The sequence below is a fragment of the Stenotrophomonas maltophilia genome, assembly GCF_003970865.1.
GTDB classification, from domain to species: domain Bacteria; phylum Pseudomonadota; class Gammaproteobacteria; order Xanthomonadales; family Xanthomonadaceae; genus Stenotrophomonas; species Stenotrophomonas maltophilia_AR.
This window is the reverse complement of the sequence record NZ_RXLZ01000032.1, coordinates 36,064-54,658: the sequence shown is the minus strand read 5'-3', so window position 1 is coordinate 54,658 and position 18,595 is coordinate 36,064. Positions and strand designations below refer to the sequence as shown.

General features: G+C 64.7%; 15 protein-coding genes. 11 read left to right on the top strand and 4 right to left on the bottom strand.

Features of this window, described 5'->3' with window-relative positions:
- The first annotated feature begins 66 nt into the window (after nt 1-66).
- The 4 genes from EKL94_RS12210 (at nt 67) to EKL94_RS12195 (ending at nt 5,515) form a co-directional block, all read left to right on the top strand.
- Entirely contained in the window at nt 67-936 is an 870-nt protein-coding gene (locus EKL94_RS12210) for a M23 family metallopeptidase (RefSeq protein WP_440862117.1), read from the top strand.
- A gap of 66 nt (nt 937-1,002) precedes the next feature.
- Nucleotides 1,003-2,607, top strand: a complete 1,605-nt coding sequence (locus EKL94_RS12205; protein ID WP_126929311.1) for a peptide chain release factor 3 — start codon at nt 1,003-1,005, stop codon at nt 2,605-2,607.
- A 212-nt stretch (nt 2,608-2,819) separates the two neighbouring features.
- Nucleotides 2,820-3,458 carry a PAQR family membrane homeostasis protein TrhA gene (trhA, locus tag EKL94_RS12200; RefSeq protein WP_126929310.1) on the top strand — a complete coding sequence of 213 codons (639 nt, stop codon included), beginning with the start codon at nt 2,820-2,822 and terminating at the stop codon, nt 3,456-3,458.
- 83 nt (nt 3,459-3,541) lie between these two features.
- Nucleotides 3,542-5,515 carry an AsmA family protein gene (locus EKL94_RS12195; protein WP_126929309.1) on the top strand — a complete coding sequence of 658 codons (1,974 nt, stop codon included), beginning with the start codon at nt 3,542-3,544 and terminating at the stop codon, nt 5,513-5,515.
- Between the two features lie 418 nt (nt 5,516-5,933).
- Here the strand turns inward: EKL94_RS12195 and EKL94_RS12190 are convergent, their stop codons facing one another.
- From EKL94_RS12190 to mtgA, 3 genes are read right to left on the bottom strand one after another with little or no spacing between them, the layout of a single operon-like run.
- Complete coding sequence (locus EKL94_RS12190) at nt 5,934-6,365, bottom strand: CBS domain-containing protein (protein WP_019336409.1); 432 nt, start codon at nt 6,363-6,365, stop codon at nt 5,934-5,936.
- Nucleotides 6,325-7,344 (bottom strand): glycosyltransferase family 2 protein, encoded by a 1,020-nt coding sequence (locus EKL94_RS12185; RefSeq protein ID WP_126929308.1) that lies wholly within the window; start codon nt 7,342-7,344, stop codon nt 6,325-6,327. Before EKL94_RS12185 ends, EKL94_RS12190 begins: the two co-directional genes overlap by 41 nt.
- Before the next feature lie 57 nt (nt 7,345-7,401).
- A complete protein-coding gene (mtgA, locus tag EKL94_RS12180) occupies nt 7,402-8,151 on the bottom strand; it encodes a monofunctional biosynthetic peptidoglycan transglycosylase (RefSeq protein WP_126929307.1) in 750 nt (249 codons plus the stop codon).
- Between the two features lie 77 nt (nt 8,152-8,228).
- Between mtgA and hslO the strand changes: the two genes are divergently transcribed.
- From hslO to EKL94_RS12145, 7 genes are all read left to right on the top strand, one after another.
- The gene (gene hslO, locus EKL94_RS12175) at nt 8,229-9,122 is read left to right on the top strand and encodes an Hsp33 family molecular chaperone HslO (RefSeq protein ID WP_126929306.1); all 894 of its coding nucleotides are present in this window, start codon (nt 8,229-8,231) and stop codon (nt 9,120-9,122) included.
- A gap of 116 nt (nt 9,123-9,238) precedes the next feature.
- Nucleotides 9,239-10,087, top strand: a complete 849-nt coding sequence (locus tag EKL94_RS12170; RefSeq protein WP_049420960.1) for an XOO1806 family protein — start codon at nt 9,239-9,241, stop codon at nt 10,085-10,087.
- 281 nt (nt 10,088-10,368) lie between these two features.
- Complete coding sequence (locus tag EKL94_RS12165; protein ID WP_126929305.1) at nt 10,369-13,020, top strand: TonB-dependent receptor plug domain-containing protein; 2,652 nt, start codon at nt 10,369-10,371, stop codon at nt 13,018-13,020.
- A gap of 140 nt (nt 13,021-13,160) precedes the next feature.
- Nucleotides 13,161-14,135 carry a class I SAM-dependent methyltransferase gene (locus tag EKL94_RS12160; RefSeq protein ID WP_185830022.1) on the top strand — a complete coding sequence of 325 codons (975 nt, stop codon included), beginning with the start codon at nt 13,161-13,163 and terminating at the stop codon, nt 14,133-14,135.
- Nucleotides 14,128-16,029 carry an O-linked N-acetylglucosamine transferase, SPINDLY family protein gene (locus EKL94_RS12155; RefSeq protein ID WP_126929303.1) on the top strand — a complete coding sequence of 634 codons (1,902 nt, stop codon included), beginning with the start codon at nt 14,128-14,130 and terminating at the stop codon, nt 16,027-16,029. Before EKL94_RS12160 ends, EKL94_RS12155 begins: the two co-directional genes overlap by 8 nt.
- Before the next feature lie 6 nt (nt 16,030-16,035).
- Entirely contained in the window at nt 16,036-17,325 is a 1,290-nt protein-coding gene (locus tag EKL94_RS12150) for a putative 2OG-Fe(II) oxygenase (protein WP_126929302.1), read from the top strand.
- A 32-nt stretch (nt 17,326-17,357) separates the two neighbouring features.
- The gene (locus EKL94_RS12145) at nt 17,358-17,897 is read left to right on the top strand and encodes a GNAT family N-acetyltransferase (protein ID WP_126929301.1); all 540 of its coding nucleotides are present in this window, start codon (nt 17,358-17,360) and stop codon (nt 17,895-17,897) included.
- A gap of 46 nt (nt 17,898-17,943) precedes the next feature.
- On the opposite strand, the gene EKL94_RS12140 is transcribed toward EKL94_RS12145, so the two are convergent.
- Complete coding sequence (locus tag EKL94_RS12140) at nt 17,944-18,582, bottom strand: 2OG-Fe(II) oxygenase family protein (RefSeq protein ID WP_126929300.1); 639 nt, start codon at nt 18,580-18,582, stop codon at nt 17,944-17,946.
- Nucleotides 18,583-18,595: the final 13 nt, after the last annotated feature.

The following is an 18,595-nucleotide window of genomic DNA, read 5'->3' as shown; positions in this document are numbered from 1 at the left end:
CCCCGTTTAGGGCGGGGGAACACCCCAGGGGGCCACCTCGAGGAAAGCCAGGGTGCCGCGCCTCCCCTGTCCAGGTCGGGTGGGGCGCTGGTGGGCGGCGGCGACGCACAGTCCGACGACGGGGGCCAAGGGTGGGGATTGGTCCCCTCCTCCGCCCCAACCGCCCGCGCAGGCAGTACCGAGGGCGCCGCCCCCATGGCCCAGCTGCGCCTGCAGCAGGTCGGCACGCAATGGCAGGCCCGGATCGACAATGGGCTGGCAGGACCGCTGCAGATCGAGCTGCGCGCCGCCCCCGGCCGTCCGGTCGAAGGGCTGCCGGTGCAATCGCTGATCCAGGGCGACAGCAGCCTGGTGGTCGGCCACCTGCCCGCCCCGCTCGATGGCCGCACGCTGGATCTGCGCCTGCAGTCGGTACCAGGCAATCCGGCCGCACAGGCCGAAGATGTCGCCTATCGCCTGCCGTTCGATGCGGCCCGTCCGCGCGTGGACCAGGCGCCGCAGGGCCGGTTCAGCCACGATGACGAGGAGAACCGCGACGCGGTCGACTTCGCACTGCCGGAGGGCACGCTGGTGCTGGCCGCGCGCGAGGGCACGGTGATGCAGATCCAGGATGGCTTCCGTGGCAACGGCCAGGACCGCGAACGTGATGGTGCCCGCGCCAACTTCATCCGCGTGCTGCACAGCGACGGCAGCATGGCGCTGTACGGCCACCTGCAGGCCGGCGGCATGCGCGTGCGTCGCGGCCAGGCGGTGGGGGCCGGGCAGCCCATCGGCCTGTCCGGCAACAGCGGCTTCAGCAGCGCACCGCACCTGCACTTCGTGGTGCAGGTCAACCGCGGCATGGGCCTGCGCTCGGTGCCGGCACGCATCTTCGCCGAGCAGGGCCAGCTGCAGTTCGCCCGCCAGGGCGAGGCCGAGGGCGGCATCGGGCGCTGAACGGCCCCGGCCGGTATAATCGGGCGCTTATCTCTTTGAAAAGCGCCCCGGGCGGGCGCCACTGCCATGTCCGAAGTCGCCAACGAAGCGTCGCGTCGCCGCACCTTCGCCATCATCTCCCACCCTGACGCCGGCAAGACCACGCTGACCGAAAAGCTGCTGCTGTTCGGCGGCGCGATCCAGATGGCCGGTTCGGTCAAGGGCCGCAAGGCCGCCCGCCACGCCACCTCCGACTGGATGGCGCTGGAAAAGGAGCGCGGCATCTCCGTTACCTCCTCGGTGATGCAGTTCCCGTACGAAGGCAAGATCGTCAACCTGCTCGACACCCCCGGCCACGCCGACTTCGGCGAGGACACCTACCGCGTGCTGACCGCGGTGGACTCGGCGCTGATGGTGATCGACGTGGCCAAGGGCGTGGAAGAGCGCACCATCAAGCTGATGGAAGTGTGCCGCCTGCGCGACACCCCGATCATGACCTTCATCAACAAGCTCGACCGCGAGGGCAAGGACCCGATCGAGCTGCTGGATGAAGTGGAAACCGTGCTGGGCATCCAGTGCGCGCCGGTGACCTGGCCGATCGGCATGGGCCAGCGCCTGAAGGGCGTGGTCCACTTGCTGACCGGTGAAGTGCACCTGTACGAGCCGGGCCGCAACTTCACCCGTCAGGACTCGACCATCTTCCCGTCCATCGATGCCCCCGGCCTGGCCGAGAAGATCGGTGCACAGATGCTGGCCGACCTGCGCGACGAACTGGAACTGGTGCAGGGCGCCAGCCACCCGTTCGACCTGGACGCTTACCGCGCTGGCAAGCAGACCCCGGTGTTCTTCGGCTCGGGCGTGAACAACTTCGGCGTGCAGCCGCTGCTGGACTTCTTCGTCGAGCATGCCCCGTCGCCGCAGGCGCGTTCCACCACCGGCCGCGAGATCGCCCCGGAAGAAAACAAGCTGACCGGCTTCGTGTTCAAGATCCAGGCCAACATGGACCCGCAGCACCGCGACCGCGTGGCGTTCATGCGGGTCTGCTCGGGCCGCTTCAGCGCCGGCATGAAGACCTTCCACGTGCGCACCGGCAAGGAAATGAAGCTGGCCAACGCGCTGACCTTCATGGCCAGCGACCGTGAGATCGCCGCCGAAGCCTGGCCGGGTGATGTGATCGGCATCCACAACCACGGCACCATCTCCATCGGCGATACCTTCACCGAAGGCGAAGCGGTCACCTTCACCGGCATCCCCAACTTCGCGCCGGAACTGTTCCGTCGCGCACGCCTGCGTGATCCGCTCAAGCTCAAGCAGCTGCAGAAGGGCCTGGCCCAGCTGTCCGAAGAAGGTGCGACCCAGTTCTTCCGCCCGCTGACCAGCAACGACCTGATTCTGGGTGCGGTCGGCGTGCTGCAGTTCGACGTGGCCGCCTACCGCCTGAAGGACGAGTACGGCGTGGAAGCCACTTTCGAGCAGGTCAGCGTCAGCACGGCACGCTGGGTCCACTGCAGCAACGAGAAGAAGCTGGAAGAGTTCCGCGAGAAGAACGCGCTGAACCTGGCGCTGGATGCCGCCGGCCACCTGGTCTACCTCGCACCGACCCGGGTCAACCTGCAGCTGGCGCAGGAACGCTCGCCGGACGTGCGCTTCTCGGCCACCCGCGAAGCGGCGCATACCGTTTCGGCAGGCTGATGCCAAGGGGTCGGATCCCTTTCCGCAGGAAAGGGCTCTGACCCCAGCGCTGCCGGGGCTTCATCCACGCATGGCGTGGATCTACCGATCACCGGTTCATCGGCGCAACGCAGGGATTCACCCACCATACGGTGACGGGCGTGCACATGTCGCCCATCGCGGCGATGATAGGGGGACGCGGGTCCCCCTCCCCGTGAACGATGCCCATGCCCATGTCCACGACGTCCATTGCTTCGATCCGTGAAGAAATCGCCAGCGCCCTGACCCATGGCCTGGGCGCGGTATTCGCCCTGGCAGCCAGCGCGGTGTTGATCACCCTGGCGGCGATCTACGGCGACGGCTGGCAGCTGGCCAGCGCGATCGTATTCGGTATCGCGCTGTTGCTGCTGTACACCGCCTCCACCCTGTATCACGCCATCCAGCATCCGGTCGCCAAGGGCCGGTTGAAGGTATTCGACCACTGCGCGATCTATGTACTGATCGCGGGCACCTATACCCCGTTCACCCTGATCGGCCTGCGCGGCCCGTGGGGCTGGGGCCTGTTCACCGCGATCTGGGCGCTTGCGCTGGGCGGCGTGGTGTTCAAGCTGTTCTACACCGGCCGCTTCAAGGTGCTCTCAACGGTGATCTACATCGCCATGGGCTGGCTGGTGGTCGTGGCGATCAAGCCGATGTGGGCCTCGATCGACGGCAGCACCCTCACCTGGCTGTTCGCCGGCGGCCTGTCGTACACGCTGGGGACCTACTTCTACCACCGTGAATCGATCCCGTACTCGCATGCCATCTGGCATCTGTTCGTGATCGGTGGCAGCGTCTGCCACTTCGTCGCGGTCACCATGCAGGTGCTATAAACCGCCGCTCGAACGCGGCGTGTGCACACCATGCACATGGACGCTTCGCGCCCTGTCCACGAAGAGGGGGCAACCATGGCAGCGTGAATGCTGCCGCCTCCCCTGCCGCAAAGCGCACGACCCGCTGGCGCCTCCGCCGCCCCGGCCCACGAGGCCGGCGCTGGCTCACGATCCTGATCTTCCTGCTGGCGGCGATCCTGGTACTGGTCGCGTTGTGGGACTGGAACTGGTTCAAGGGACCGGTGGAGCGCGCGGTGCAGGCACGCACCGGCCGTGTGCTGCACATCGGGAACCTTGATGTCGACCTCGGCCGCACCAGCACGATCCGCGCCGATGCGATCACCTTCGCCAATGCCAGCTGGGCGAAACAACCCGATATGGCCAGCGCCGACCGCGTCGAGATCGACGTGCGGGTCTGGCCCCTGCTGCGCGGTAGCATTCAGCTGCCCGAAGTACGCCTGACCCGGCCGGACGTGCTGCTGGAAACCGCACCGCGCAAGGGCGACCCGGGCAACTGGGATTTTCTCGGCAACAGCACCGGCGGGGCAAGCCTCCAGCTCAAGCGGCTGCACATCGACGACGGTCGCCTGCAGTTCCTCGACGCACTGAGCCGCACCGACATCCGCGTGGACGTGCGCAGCGGCCAGCCGAAACAGGCCGACGCGGCGCCACCCCTGCTGGTACAGGGCAAGGGACACTGGCAGGGCAATCCGTTCACCCTGCGTGGCGGCACGGAATCACCGCTGGAGCTGACCGACAGCGACCATCCGTTCCGCATCCATCTTGATGGCCGAGCAGGCGCCACCCACGCGGTGGCCAGTGGCACGCTGACCAATCCCTTCCAGCTGCGCGTGTTCGATCTGCAGTTCGCGCTCAGCGGCCAGGACCTGGCCGATCTCTACCCATTGCTCGGCATCGCCATTCCGCCGTCGCCGCCCTATGCGTTGAACGGCCGGCTCAAGCGTGACCACGACATCTGGCGCTACGAGCAGTTCACCGGCAAGGTCGGTGACAGCGACCTCGGTGGCAACCTGCAGTTCGAAGTGGGCGGCGCGCGCCCGCGACTAACCGCCACGCTGGAATCCAAGCGCCTGGACTTCGATGACCTCGCCGGCTTCGTCGGTGCGCCACCAAAGACCGGCGGCGACGAAACCGCCAACGCAGAACAGAAGGCCGAGGCCGCACGGGTCGCCGCGCGTGCGCGAGTGCTACCGGACACGCCGTACAACCTCGGCAAGCTGCGTGCGATGGATGCCGACGTACGTTGGAAAGCCCACCGCATCAACGCGCCGTCATTGCCATTGGACGACATGGATGCCCACCTGCTGCTGGATGACGGCGTGCTGCGGCTGGATCCGCTGAACTTCGGCGTCGCCGGTGGCGACATCCGCAGCACGATCCGCATGGACGCGCGGCGTCCGCAGATCAGCACCGCCCTGAAGGCCAGCGTGCGCGGCGTGCAGCTGGGTCAGTTGTTCCCCGACGCGAAACTGGCTGAACAGGCCAAGGGCGGCATCGGCGGCGAAGTGGACCTGAGCGGCCGCGGCAACTCGATCGCCGCCATGCTCGGCAGCAGCAGCGGCAAGGTCGGCCTGGCGATGGGCCGTGGCCATGTCGGCAACCTGGTGATGGAACTGGCGGGGCTGGACATCACCGAATCGCTGAAATTCCTGGTGACCGGCGACAAGCAGATTCCCCTGCGCTGCGCCTTCGCCGACTTCGGCGTGCGCGACGGCCTGATGACCAGCCAGGCGCTGGCGGTGGACACCACCGATACGATCCTCATCGGCGAAGGCACGGTCAGCCTGCGCGACGAGGCCCTGGACCTGCTGCTGAAACCGCGCCCGAAGGACAAGAGCATCCTGGTACTGCGCTCGCCACTGCACATCGCCGGCACGTTCAAGGACCCGTCGTTCCGCCCGGACTTCAAGGCGTTGGGTATTCGTGGCGCCGTGGCCCTGGCGCTGGGCAGCATCGCGCCGCCAGCGGCGTTGCTGGCGACCATCGAACTGGGGCCGGGGAAGGATGCCGACTGCGGTGGGCAGTATGCGAAGTAGGAGCGTTCGTTCGTGGCGTCTCGTTTTTCCGCGCGTAGAGCCGGAGCAAGGCGACAGGCAGGACACGCCGTAAATACGTCCCTGTAGGCTCGGTCGGCGCATCCATGCGCCTCACGGTCCTGCCTGCCGCCTTGCTCCGGCTCCCGACAGTTTCCCGCGCGCGGAACGAGAGCGGAAATTCAAAGTCAAAAGAAAAAACAAAGTCAAAAGCGGTTGCCAACCAAGGTTGGCGGCTACCAAAGGCGAGCCACCGCGCATGGACCCACCGCGCTCGCAGGAACGTGTCCAGAGGCGGAGGGCACGGCCATGCCCTCCGCCTCCCGACGTATCAGATAGGCGCTGCTTTGGCTTTGGCTTTGGCTTTGGCTTTGAGCTTCGAAAAGCGGGCCGGCGGGCCGCAGGCCCGCCAGCGAAAAACTCACCCCGCCACGATGTACTGCTGCAGCTGATCCAGCTCCCTGCGTTGCGCATCAATCACTGACTTCACCAGGTCGCCGATGGAAATCACCCCCAGCACCTGCGCCCCCTCCACCACCGGCAGGTGACGGATGCGGTAGTCGGTCACCAGCTGCAGGCAATGCTCTACCTGTTCGCCCGGCGAGACCGTCACCACCTTCGCCGTCATGATCTCGGCCACCGCCGTATCCCGCGACGAACGATCACGCAGCACGATCTTGCGCGCGTAATCGCGCTCCGAAAGGATTCCGACCAGCCGCGGCCCGTCCATCACCAGCACCGCGCCAATGCCCTTTTCCGCCATCAACCGGATCGCATCGATCACCGCCGCATCCGGCGCGACCGCATGTACTTCAGGAGACTTGCCGTCCAACAGTTGCCGTACCGTGGTCATCTGCCTGCCCTCCGAGGGTGGGTTGCAGGGCCGAGTCTGCCACGGCGGATGCTAGCCAGGCGTCAACCAGGTACAACGGGCGCTGCTTGGATTCCTCGTACAGCCGTCCCAGGTACTCGCCGATCAGGCCCAGCGCGATCAACTGCACCCCGCCCAGGAACAGGATCACCGCCATCATCGTCGGCCAACCCGCCACCCGGTCACCGTACAGGGCCGCCTTGGCGATCACCCACACGCCGAATACGAAGGCCACCGCTGCCGTTGCCAGGCCCATGTAGGTCGCCGCCCGCAGGGGAACGGTCGAGAACCCGGTGATGCCCTCCAGCGCGAAGTTCCACAGCCGCCAGAGGCTGAACTTGCTGGAGCCGGCCACGCGCGCGTGGCGGTGGTAGGGCACGGCAATCCGCTTGAATCCGACCCAGCTGAAAAGGCCCTTCATGAAGCGATGGCGTTCACGCATCTCGCGCAGCGCGCTCAGCGCGCGCGGCGACAGCAGGCGGAAGTCACCGGTATCGGCAGGGATCGGCGTGCGTGACAGGCGACCGATCACCCGGTAGAACGCCGCGGCCGTGGCGCGCTTGATCCAGGCCTCGCCATCGCGGGCCATGCGCGTGCCATAGATGTTGTCATGGCCTTCGCGCCAGCGCGCAACGAACTGCGGCACCAGTTCCGGCGGGTCCTGGCCATCGGCATCCAGGATCATCGCCGCGCCTTCGCGCACCAGATCCAGGCCGGCAGTCAGCGCCGCCTCCTTGCCGAAATTGCGCGACAGCTTCAACGCCGATACGCGCGCGTCGCCCTGCGCCAATCCTGCGATCACCTGCCAGGTACCGTCGTGGCTGCCATCGTCCACATACAGGATGTGGCCATCGATGTCGGGCATTCCGTCCAGCACGGCACACAGGCGGGGATGCAGGCACGGCAGCGCCTGCTCCTCGTTGTAGGCGGCGATGACGAAAGTAAGGCGTTCGCGATTCATGCCCGGATTGTACGTTGCCTGCAGGCGCATGGCCTGCTGCCTCGTGGGCATGTGCCCTCAATCTTCCGACAGGTATGCCGCGCCGCCCAGCTGCCGTGCCTGGCGCTGGATCCATGCCGCGCGCCGCTGCACGTACGGCCCTGGCTTTGCCGCGTTGTAGCGCCGCGGTGCCGGCAGCACCGCCGCCAGCCGTGCACTCTCGGCTGGACTCAACCGGGCCGCGTCCTTGCCCCAGAACGTCTGTGCCGCTGCCTGCGCGCCATACACGCCATCGCCGAACTCGGCGATGTTGGCGTACATCTCCAGGATGCGCTCCTTCGGCCACAGTGCTTCGATCAGCACCGTGTACCAGACTTCCAGGCCTTTGCGGATCCAGCTGCGGCCCTGCCACAGGAACAGGTTCTTGGCGACCTGCTGGCTGATCGTGCTGGCCCCCCGCAGGCGTCCGCCCTTGGCGTTGTGGTCGCGGGCCTTCTCGATGGCCTGCAGGTCGAAGCCGTTGTGGTCGGGGAAGCGCTGGTCCTCCGCGGCCACCAGCGAGATCGGCAGGCTCGCTGCCATCTGGTCCAGGTCGCGCCACTGGTAGTGCAGGCGATAGGACCAGTCGGCCTCTCCCAACGCCTCGCCATAGCGCCACAGCATGACCGTGGATACCGGCGGGTCGATGAACCGCAGCACCAGTACCTGCAGGCAGCTGAAAGCGGCCAGCAGCAGCGGCAGCCAGAGCAGCCGCTTCCAGCGCCAGCGCCTGCGGCGCGGGACTTCCGCGATGGCCTCCACCTTGTGCTGCTCTCCCCCTGCCCCCATTACTGGTGCATCCTTCTTCTATCCGGTTGTCGGCGCATTATCCGGCAACCGCCCTCGTTTACGCGCGATGTGAGCCGATGACCGCCAACCCCGATTCCCTGATCCGCTTCCTGCTTCCCGACGCTGGCGTCCGTGGCGTCCACGTGCGCCTGCAGGCGACCTGGCAGGAGATCCTGTCCCACGCCGAGTACCCGGATACCGCCGCCGAACTGCTCGGCGAGGCCTGCGTGGCCTCGGCGCTGTTCACCGGCCACACCAAGATCGACGGCCGCCTCTCGATCCAGCTGCGCACCAGCACCGCCCTGCGCACCCTGTTCGCCGAGTGCACCGCCGCCGGTACCCTGCGCGGCATCGCCCAGCTCAGCGAGGGCGCCGATGCGCCGCGCGACCTGTCCAGCCTGGGTGATGACGCGCTGCTCGCGATCACCATCGAGAACCCGGGCCTGGACCCGCGCGAGCCGCAGCGCTACCAGAGCCTGGTCGCGCTGACCGCACCGGAGCTGGATGAGGCCTTCGAGGATTACTTCCGCCAGTCCGAACAGCTGCCGACCCGCCTGCTGCTGGCCGCCGACCGCAACGGCGCCGCCGGCCTGCTGCTGCAGAAGCTGCCGGGCGACGAGGGTGACGAGGACGGCTGGGCGCGTGCCAGCGCCCTGTTCGAGACCCTGGGCAAGGCCGAGCTGCTGGCGACCCCGGCCGAGCAGCTGCTGCACCGCCTGTTCCACGAAGAGAAGCCGGAACTGATGGGCGACAAGCCGCTGTCCTTCGCCTGCTCCTGTTCGCGCGAGCGGGTCGCGTCGATGCTGCAGTCGCTGGGCGAGGACGAGGCCCGTGCCGCGGCCGCGGACACTGGCGCCGTCGAGGTCCGTTGCGAATTCTGCGGGCGGGAGTATCACTTTCCTTTGACGGAGTTCGGCATACTGTTCCACGGTGCCGAGGGGACTGTACCGGCGCCTGAACGGCTTCAGTAAACGGCTTGTCTTGCATCTGGGGGGATCAAGGCTTGTTAAGAATTCATAAACGCCCTAGGATCAAGTTCCCGTCTCCGCGGGAACTTCCGTTGTCCGTCCCTGTCTGAACTGGTCCGATGCGTACCTTCCTGCGTCTACCGCTGGCCCTGCTGATCGCCCTTGGCGCGATCACGGGCGTGCACGCGCAGAGCAAGGACACCCGCACCGTGCTGCCGGTATGGAACAAGGGCAGCGGCAAGGTCGAGGCCCTGCTGTACCTGGAGCCCACGGGTGAACAGGCCGCCGGCGCCCGCTGGCACTTCGGCCGCAACTCGCTGGATGCGGCCTTCGGCCTGTCCTCCGGCGACTCGCTGGGCCTGCTCTGCAACAGCAGCAGCGGAACCAGCATGAGCGGCCTGGCCAGTCACTGCATGCTGGCCAGCCTGGGTGACGACGACGACCTCAACAGTCGCCGCTTCACCGGTACCGCCGCGCTGAACCGCGGCAGCAGCCGCCTCGGCATCACCGCGGGCACCGGCCGTGAAACGCTGCCGGCGTGGCTGTCCGGCCCGAACAAGACACCTTCGCTGCGCGCCGAGCAAAACGATCTGACCGTATTCGCGCAGAAGAACATCGGCCGCGAGGGTTTTGTCTCGATTGCCGGTACCTACGCCAAGGCCCGCCTGGTGCCGCTGGCCGACGCCGCACCGTCCATCGTCGACCGCTGGGACAGCAAGAGCCTGAGCATCGGCGCCGGCTACGGCAATTTCACCGGCAGCATCATCGGCCGCGTGATCGACGTGCCGGGCAAGCCCGGCAAGTGGGAAGGCCTGGGCATCGGCCTGACCTGGCGTACTCCGTGGTCCGGCCAGCTTACCGTTGGCGCCGAGAACGTGATCAGCCGCGGCAAGAATCCGTTCTCCCCACGCAATGAAAGCAACGACGACGGCACCGTGCCGTACGTGCGTTACGAACAGGACCTGTAACTCCAGTTGCGATGCAGCATGCGGCCCCGCATGGCCGCCAAGCCCGCCAGCGGCGAGTCGTTGGGCGACTGGCTGAACCCCCGTCACACAAGGCATTGCGGTCGCTGAACGACGTGAGCCCGAGGCTCGCCTTCATCTATTTCATACAAGTCATTAACAGCCCTTTAATTATTGGAAAAGGACAGTTAGTATCGGCTCAGCTTCACGTGTTTTGGTGGCGCCTTTCGCCTCCCGCGTGAAGCACTCAGCAGCACCACCAAGAATCCTTGGAGAGAGAGCCAATGAACAGCAAGACCAGCAAGCTGCGCGATGCAGTTGTCCTCGCGCTGATCGCAAGTGCCGGTACGGCGGCTACCGCCAGTGCCCAGGAAGGGAAGTCGGGGCAGGCGGGTACGACCCAGCTCGACCGTATCGAAGTAACCGGTTCGCGCATCAAGCGCACGGATGTTGAAGGCCCCAGCCCGGTCAGCGTGATTTCCCGCCAGGACATCGAAACCTCCGGCGAAATCTCGGTTGCGGACTTCCTTCGCAACAACATCTACAACTCGTTCGGCTCCACCCGTGAGTCGTCGGGCTCGGCAACCGGTTCCGCAGCCACCATCAGCTTGCGCGGCCTCGGTTCCGAGTACACGCTGGTCCTGTTGGACGGCCGCCGCATGACATCCTCGCCGACCCTCGGTGGCGGCGCGCAGAACATCAACCTGATCCCGACGGCTGCCGTCGAGCGCATTGAAATCCTGCGCGAAGGCGCAGGTGCGGTGTACGGTTCGGACGCCATCGGCGGCGTGGTCAACGTGATCCTGCGCAAGGATTATGAGGGCCTTGGCTTCAGCGTCGGTTATGAAAATCCGGAAATCGGCCCGGCCGGCCGTACCGGCAGCCTGTCCGGCGGCATCAGTTCCGACCGCGGCAACCTGACGTTCGTGATCGACCATCAGGAACGCGAGTTGATGTACAACCGTGACATCAAGAAGTACGTCACGGATGCAGGCCTGACCTGGGGCCTCAGCCCGTACAACTCGAGCGCAACTTTCTCCGGCGCACGCACCGGCAGCGCCAGCATCGCCAACTGCGACACCTTCGAAAACAGCGTTCGCATGAGTCCGACCCGTTGTGGTTTCGACCATGGCGCGACCTCGGCCAACGAAGCCTCGATGTCGCGAGACTCGCTGCTGCTGAACGGCAACTACCAGCTGACCGATAACACCTCGTTCTTCTTCCGTGCAATCGCATCGGACACCAAGAGCGTTGGCGTGTATGCGTCGGCCCCGGTCGACAACGCCGGTGGCGGCCGTCCGCTGACCATCGCCGCCGACAATCCGTTCAATCCGTTCGGCGAAGACGGCGTTCTGTCCTACCGGTTCACCCCGCTCGGTACCCGTGATGCGGTCCGTCGCGATACCTACCGCGATTTCAACTTCGGCCTGCGCGGTACGCTGGACCTGTTCGGCGGTGCCGACTGGGAAGTCGGCGTTGGCCATGGCCGTGTCCGCCAGAGCTCGGTGAACTACAACTACGGCATCGGCAGCATCCTGCAGGACATGGTTGATTCGGGCCAGTACAACCCGTTCGACCCGACCCATCCGAGCGTGGCAGCTGCAGCTCCGAAGATCGCGCACACCGTGTACGTGGAATCGGAACAGCGCACGGTCTCGGCCGACGGCAACATCTCCTTCGACCTGTTCCAGATGCCCGCAGGCGCCGTCAGCTTCGTGACCGGCTTCGAGTACCGTGATGACCGCCTGTCCATGGCCTATGACGCACAGAGCGCCGCAGGCAACGTGTTCGGCTCGGCGGGTGCAGGCACCGGCGGTGAGCGTTCCTACTATGCAGGCTACTTCGAAACCCTGATCCCGCTGTTCAGCAGCCTGACCGCCACTGTGGCGGGCCGCTATGACAGCTACAACGATCTGGGCAGCAAGTTCTCGCCGCGCGTATCGCTGGAGTTCCGCCCGATCGACTCGCTGCTGGTTCGTGGTTCTTGGGGCAAGGGCTTCCGTGCTCCGACCCTGGATGACATGTATGGCTCCAACTCCACGACCAACCTGAACAGCCCGGTGCTAAGTGCCATTGGCCACAACGGCGGCGATGAACTTGCATGCAGGGCTCTGGCCGCCGTCCAGGCCTCCACCGGCAACGCCGGTTACCAGCCGTACCCGGTTGATCCCTGCAGCACCAGCAGCCAGTACCAGTGGCTGGTTTCCTCGAATCGCAACCTGAAGCCCGAGGAGTCGAAGAACTGGAACGTCGGCTTCGTGTTCAGCCCGACCGAAGCGCTGTCGATGGCTGTCGACTACTACGATGTGCAGATCGACAACGTGATCACCTCGGTGCCGCGTCCGCTGGCATGGCGCTACGGTGACGCGGGCCAGACCGGCTATGGCGTTGACCGCGGTCCGGACATCACCGCACCGAATGGCGCAGTCCTGCCGGGCATCCCGTTCCAGATCAAGCTGCCGATCGACAACGGTGCTTCGAAGAAGGTACGTGGTATCGATGCCGAGTTGAACTTCCGCCAGAGCCTGGGCACCTACGGCGACCTGATGGCAAGGCTGAACTGGGCCCATCAGATCGAGTTCACCGAAACCTCCATCATCAACGACAAGGTTGATCTGCTGGGCACCGGCGGCTATCCGAAGGATCGCGCGCAGTTCACCCTGGGCTGGAGCTACGGCGACGTCAGCATTGCGGCGATCACCAACTACATCGGCAAGAGCGGTTCGGAAGACACGCGCCTGCCGAGCTGGATCACCAACGATCTGCAGTTGACCTGGAACGCGCCGTGGAAGGGCAAGGTGACCTTGGGCGTCCGCAACGTCGGCAACAAGTTGCCGCCGTTCAACGACGCACTGAACTCCTTCCCGTACTACGACAACAGCCTGTACAACATCTGGGGTCGTACCCCGTACATGCGTTACGAACAGAACTTCTGATCCACCTCTGTCAGCAGTAATGCAGCGACCCGCTTGTGCGGGTCGCTGCTTTTGGGCAGTCTTCCAACTGCATCAACTCTCCACGAGGTGCATCACGCATGCACCGGGCCCCGCCGACAATGCATGACGGAAGCGCTGCAATGTGCGCAGACCCCACTCCTTTCCCGCAGGCAGCGCACTGGACCCAGCTCTGGCGCACGGGCGTGCTTCATTCATGCAGTCACGGCATCGAAGGAAACTACGATGGCGAACTGCGCCTTTTCTGGGAACGCAACGCTGCGGCTCTGCCACAAGGCGCGCGGGTGCTTGACGTGGGCACTGGTAATGGCGCCATCGCCCTCTTGATCCATCGGTTCCGCCCCGATCTTCAGGTGGTGGGCACCGATCTGGCCGATGTCGACCCCCGCTCCAATGTCGTCGATGGAAGAGAGCTTTTCTCCGAAATCACGTTCCTGCCTCGCACGCCAATGCACGCCATTCCACTGGCCGACGGTAGCGTGGACCTTATTGCATCGCAGTATGCGTTCGAGTACGCAGCGCAGGCCCCAGCACTTCAGGAGTTTTTCCGGCTGGTCGGATCTGGAGGGCGAATCGCCTTGATCCTGCACAGCACGCACAGCGAAATCGCGCGCATCTCAGTGCGCCAAGCCCAGGCCATCACCGAAGTACTACGGAACGACGGCATCTTCGATCGCGCTGAACAGGTGATCCAGGCACTGGACTCGGCCAGGGCCAGCGGCCTTTCCTCCCTTTCCGGGAGCACGACTGCAGAGCAATCCCGCCTGGCGTTCAACGAGGCAGCAAGTGCGCTTGTCGAGCGTGCGCTGGCTGAGCGCGATCTACCGGTTCTGGGCCGGAGCGTGGGCATCCTTCAAGACGCACTGGGCTCTGTCGCGCAGGATCCACCGGCTGCGCTGCGACGCCTTCAGAATGGTCGCGCCGTACTTGCAGAGGAAGCCGCCCGCCTGCAGGAGCTCATGCAGGCGACCCGAAGCGAGGACGAGATGAAGTCTCTGGTGGAGGCGCTGTACGCCCAAGGCATGCGTTCGGGATTTGAACCTCTGATGTATCGCGGGGTGAACATGGGCTGGGCCTTGGAGGCAGTGCGTGAATGAGGCCGCAGAGGCCCGCCGGTACCACTATGCTGCTCGGCTGAATGACGCCCTGCCGCACTACAGGCGAGCACTGCAACTGGATCCGGCTGACGATGTGCTTCGCTACGACACAGCGCTTTGCATGATGCAACTGGGCCATGCAGAGGCCGCCGCAGAACTGTTCCAGCAGATCCATCCGGCATCCACCGCGTGGCAGCCAGCACGGGCCCCTCTGGCGATCTGCCTGCGTGACAGCAATCGTCCAGATGAAGCGCTCGAACCCGCGCACCAGGCCATCACGACGGCAGAGCCACAAGGATGGCAATGGATGCTGCTTGGTGACCTGCAGCAACGCACAGGCCAACAGACGGCCGCCATCGACAGCCTGCAAAGCGCGCTCGGGCTGGATCCCACCCTTCTTGAGGCCCACCATCTCATGGGGCTCGTCCTGCAGGAAATGGGCAGGTTCGAAGAGGCGATCATCAGTTATGAAACCGTAGCCGCCCAGCTACCGATGGAGCGCATCAATATCGCGCGGTGCCTTCAGCACCTCGGCCAATGGGAATCCGCACGTGACGCACTGGCGCAACTCCACCAGCTTCAACCTGCACGTGTGGACGTGATGTGCTGGCTCGCGCATGTCCATGCGCAGCTGTGCGAGTTCGATGCGATGGATCGGATCGTTGCCCGGCTCATCGCGCAGTTGCGTGTGGCCGCGCCCGCCGCTGACGACGTTCCCCAACCTTTCACCTTCGCTACCCTGCCATTGGGCAACGACGTGCACCGGCAGCTGCTGGATCACGCGGCCGCATCCATCCAGACCGCCCGGGAACCGCTGACGCGAGTGGCCACCCGTCGAGGCGGCCGCCCAAGAATCGGCTATCTATCCAGTGATCTGCGCCACCACACCGTGGGTGCCCTGTTGACTGGATTCTTCGCAGCACACGATCGAAGCCGCTTCGAAGTATATCTGTACGATTCCGGCCGACAGCCGGCGTCCAACAACGACGCAGAGCACGTTGATCATGTCGGCTCACTGAGCGACGCCGAGCTGACAAAGCGCCTGCACGAAGCGGATCTGGATATCCTCATCGATCTCAACGGCCCAACTTACGGAGGTCGGCCCGGAGTTTTGGCATATCGGCCGGCGCGCATGCAACTAGGCTGGCTGGGCTACCTCTCCGGACAACAGTCGCCGTGGCTTGATGGCATCATCCTCGACCACAGCCTGGCGCCGGCAGACTCGCAATGGCCATTCTCCGACCAAGTTTTCCGTCTGGCGGGTAGCGTGTTTCCAGCAGCAGAACCCAGCTCTCCGCCTCGACGAGACCGTGCACGGTGGCAGCTACCCGATGCATCGCCGGTAGTGGCCAGTTTCAATAGCAGCCACAAACTGAGCAGGTCGCTGCTGGAGTGCTGGACGGAAATCCTGCGCGAGGTACCTGATGCGCTCTTGCTGGTTTGCCTGGCGCCACAGGCACACCGTGGTTTTCTGCGGGCGTGGGAATCGCTCGGGGGAGAACGCGCCCGACTTCGCATGCTGTCACCGATGCTGCCCGAGCAATACCTGGACTGCATGGCGTCATGCGATCTGTTCCTTGATGCATTCAACTACCAGGCTGGCGCGACCGCCATTGATGCAGCAATGGCCGGCCTGCCACTGCTGACATGCCCCGGAGAGCTACCGCTTGCCCGGCTGGGCAGCAGTGTGAACAGGCAATTGGGAATGCCCGACCTGATCTGCAATGGACGGCGTGACTATGTGCAGCGCGCAGTAGCACTTCTTCGCACCCCGGCTGCACTTGCAGAACTCCGCCAGCGGATCATTGCTAGGAACCAGGACAGCGCATTGCATTCGGCCGCACGTGCGGCCGACGATCTCCAAGCGCTTTATCAAGACCTGTTGGGGGAGTGAGCATCCATGGAGACACTGGACCATGTCCCTGATGTGGCACTGGAGCGCGAGATAGCCATGTTGTTTCTGTCCGGCGAGAAAGATCGGGCTCTGCTCCGCCTGCAGGATGACCCACTTGCGCAAACCCATCCCAGACTGGCATTCCAGCTGGCTCTGCTGCTGATTGAAATCGGCGACTGGATACGTGCGAAGCGGCAGCTTGATCGGGTGCTCATCATGGAACCGCACTTTCTGCCAGCGCTGCGCCGCCGCGCGGCCCTGCTGGCCCATGAAGACGACCTGACCGCAGCAGAGGAAGACTTCCAGCGCATCGTGGAGATCGCGCCAGATGAAGCATCGGCTATCGCCAACATCGGGGTCATCCTGTTGCGGCGCGGCAACCACGCGGCTGCATTGCCTTGGTTGCAACGGGCTGCAACGCAGTCACCTACTGATGTCCGCATCCACCACAGCTTGGCCAACGCCCTCAGTGGCACCGGCCACCATGTCCCGGCACTGGATCTGTTCCAACGGCTTACGCAGGGTTCGCGCGGCAACATCAATCTGGCTGCAGACCAAGCCATGGCCCTGCTGCGGGCAGGGGATGCGGCGTCGGCCCATGCACGGTTTCTGACGCTTCTTGCAGAACATCCAGACGATCAACGCTGCTGGACGGGGCGCTATCTGTGTGCATCTATGCTGGGTCTACCGGAAGCCCCAAAGTTGATGGACTACCCGCTTCTGCTGCGGCGTATCAGGACTGACCTTGACACCAGCGGGTTGATCGACGCGGTGCTGCAATTGCCGTCATTGCGGTGGGAGCCAGCGGGCAAAACCACTCTTGGCGGCCTTCAAAGTGCAATGCTCGACCTGTCGCCGCCGAGCCCCTTTCACGCGTTCGGCCAGCAGGTGAGCAGTGCACTCCACGATCATCTGCTGCAGCTGCACGACAGCACGCTCGACGCACCACTCGACGCCTGGCGACTGAGCCTGCCTTCACGATGGACGCTGCAGGCCTGGGCAACGGTACTGCATGGCGATGGAGGACATCAGGATCCACACCTGCATCCCGCCGGCCGCATCAGTGGGGTGCTTTACCTCGATGCCGGCAACTCTGCCGAGGGAGACGGCGATCTCGTCTTTGGGCATGCCCCCAAGGACATCGACACAGCAGGCGAACCGCACGCGCATCGCCATGTGGCCCGCAGCGGCGACATGTTGCTCTTCCCCTCCTGGTTTCTCCATCACACAACGCCATACCATGGAACGCGACCGCGTATCAGTCTGGCATTCGACCTGTTGCCAGCTTCGCTGTGAACAAGTCCCCTTCATCCGCTGAGGCATTTCACATGCAACGTCGAATAGTTACGGAACGCCTCATTCTGCAGCCACACTGCCGGGATGACCTCGATGACTGCACCAGCATGTGGTCAGACCCAGCGGTCCTGCGCATGATCCGCGACCACCCTTTCAGCCGGCACGAGACCTGGCTTCGCATACTGCGATATGCAGGCCACTGGGCAATGCTTGGATACGGCTACTGGACCATCCGCCATCGCAACGATGGAAGATTCTACGGAGAGCTCGGCTTCGCCCTTACCCTGCGTGACCTGCCTGGAGAGGCCGCCGGCCTGCCCGAGTTCGGCTGCACACTGTCCCGTCGTGGCTGGGGACGCGGCATCGCCCAGGAGGCCACTGCCGGCGTGCTGGAATGGATGGATCGCGTTGCTCGGATCGAAGCCACTTCAGCGATTACCGATCTCCGCAACCGATCGGCGCTGGCACTGGCCAACGCCGCCGGCTACAGCATCGTGGAGGAAATGGAGTTTGAAGGCAGCCCATTCGCAGTGCTCACACGCCCCTCCAGCCTCACGACGCTTACAGCATGATGCGCTTCCTCTGGCGACGGTAACCAACGCCAGAAGCCGCGTAACGTCAGGCGTCCTGCCGACGGTTGGCGCCATCGTGACGGGAATAGAAATAGACCAGCGCGTTGCGCTCGCCAGCCGTCACCCGTGCGACCTCGTGCCGCAATTTGCAGGTCGTAAGCAGCACCGTGCCGTAGGTCGCCGCATAGGCATGACGTGCACCGGCATCGTCGTGGACGACGAAATCACCGCCTGCGAAGTCGCGCCCCAACTGGATGATCATCGAGTAGTCATAATCCGGATTGCTGGCAGCATCCAGATGCAGGCCGATGAAGGAACCCGCTGTCATGCGGTTCATCTGTGCGCGGCGGATATGGAAGGCATCCCTTGACTGGAACAGCTCTGCAAGTGCGTCGCGGCACTCCTCCCGATTGAGAATCTCCAGGATCTGATCTGAGTGCGGGCGATTGACCACCTGCGGAACCTCACCTTGCCGATCAACCATGATGCGACGCACGTAGATGTCGTGCGTGTCGCCCGCGTCGCCTTGCGTGACGGCTTCTTCAGGCAGCAGCGACTGGAGCCTTTCAAGCTCCTTCAATGTCGAGGCATCAAACACAACGCCCATCGGGATCAACGTACTGCCGGTCGTTTTCAACTCATCCGCATAGCGGGAAAGTCGAGAGGCTTCCAATACCGTACTCATGCAGCGTCCTCCT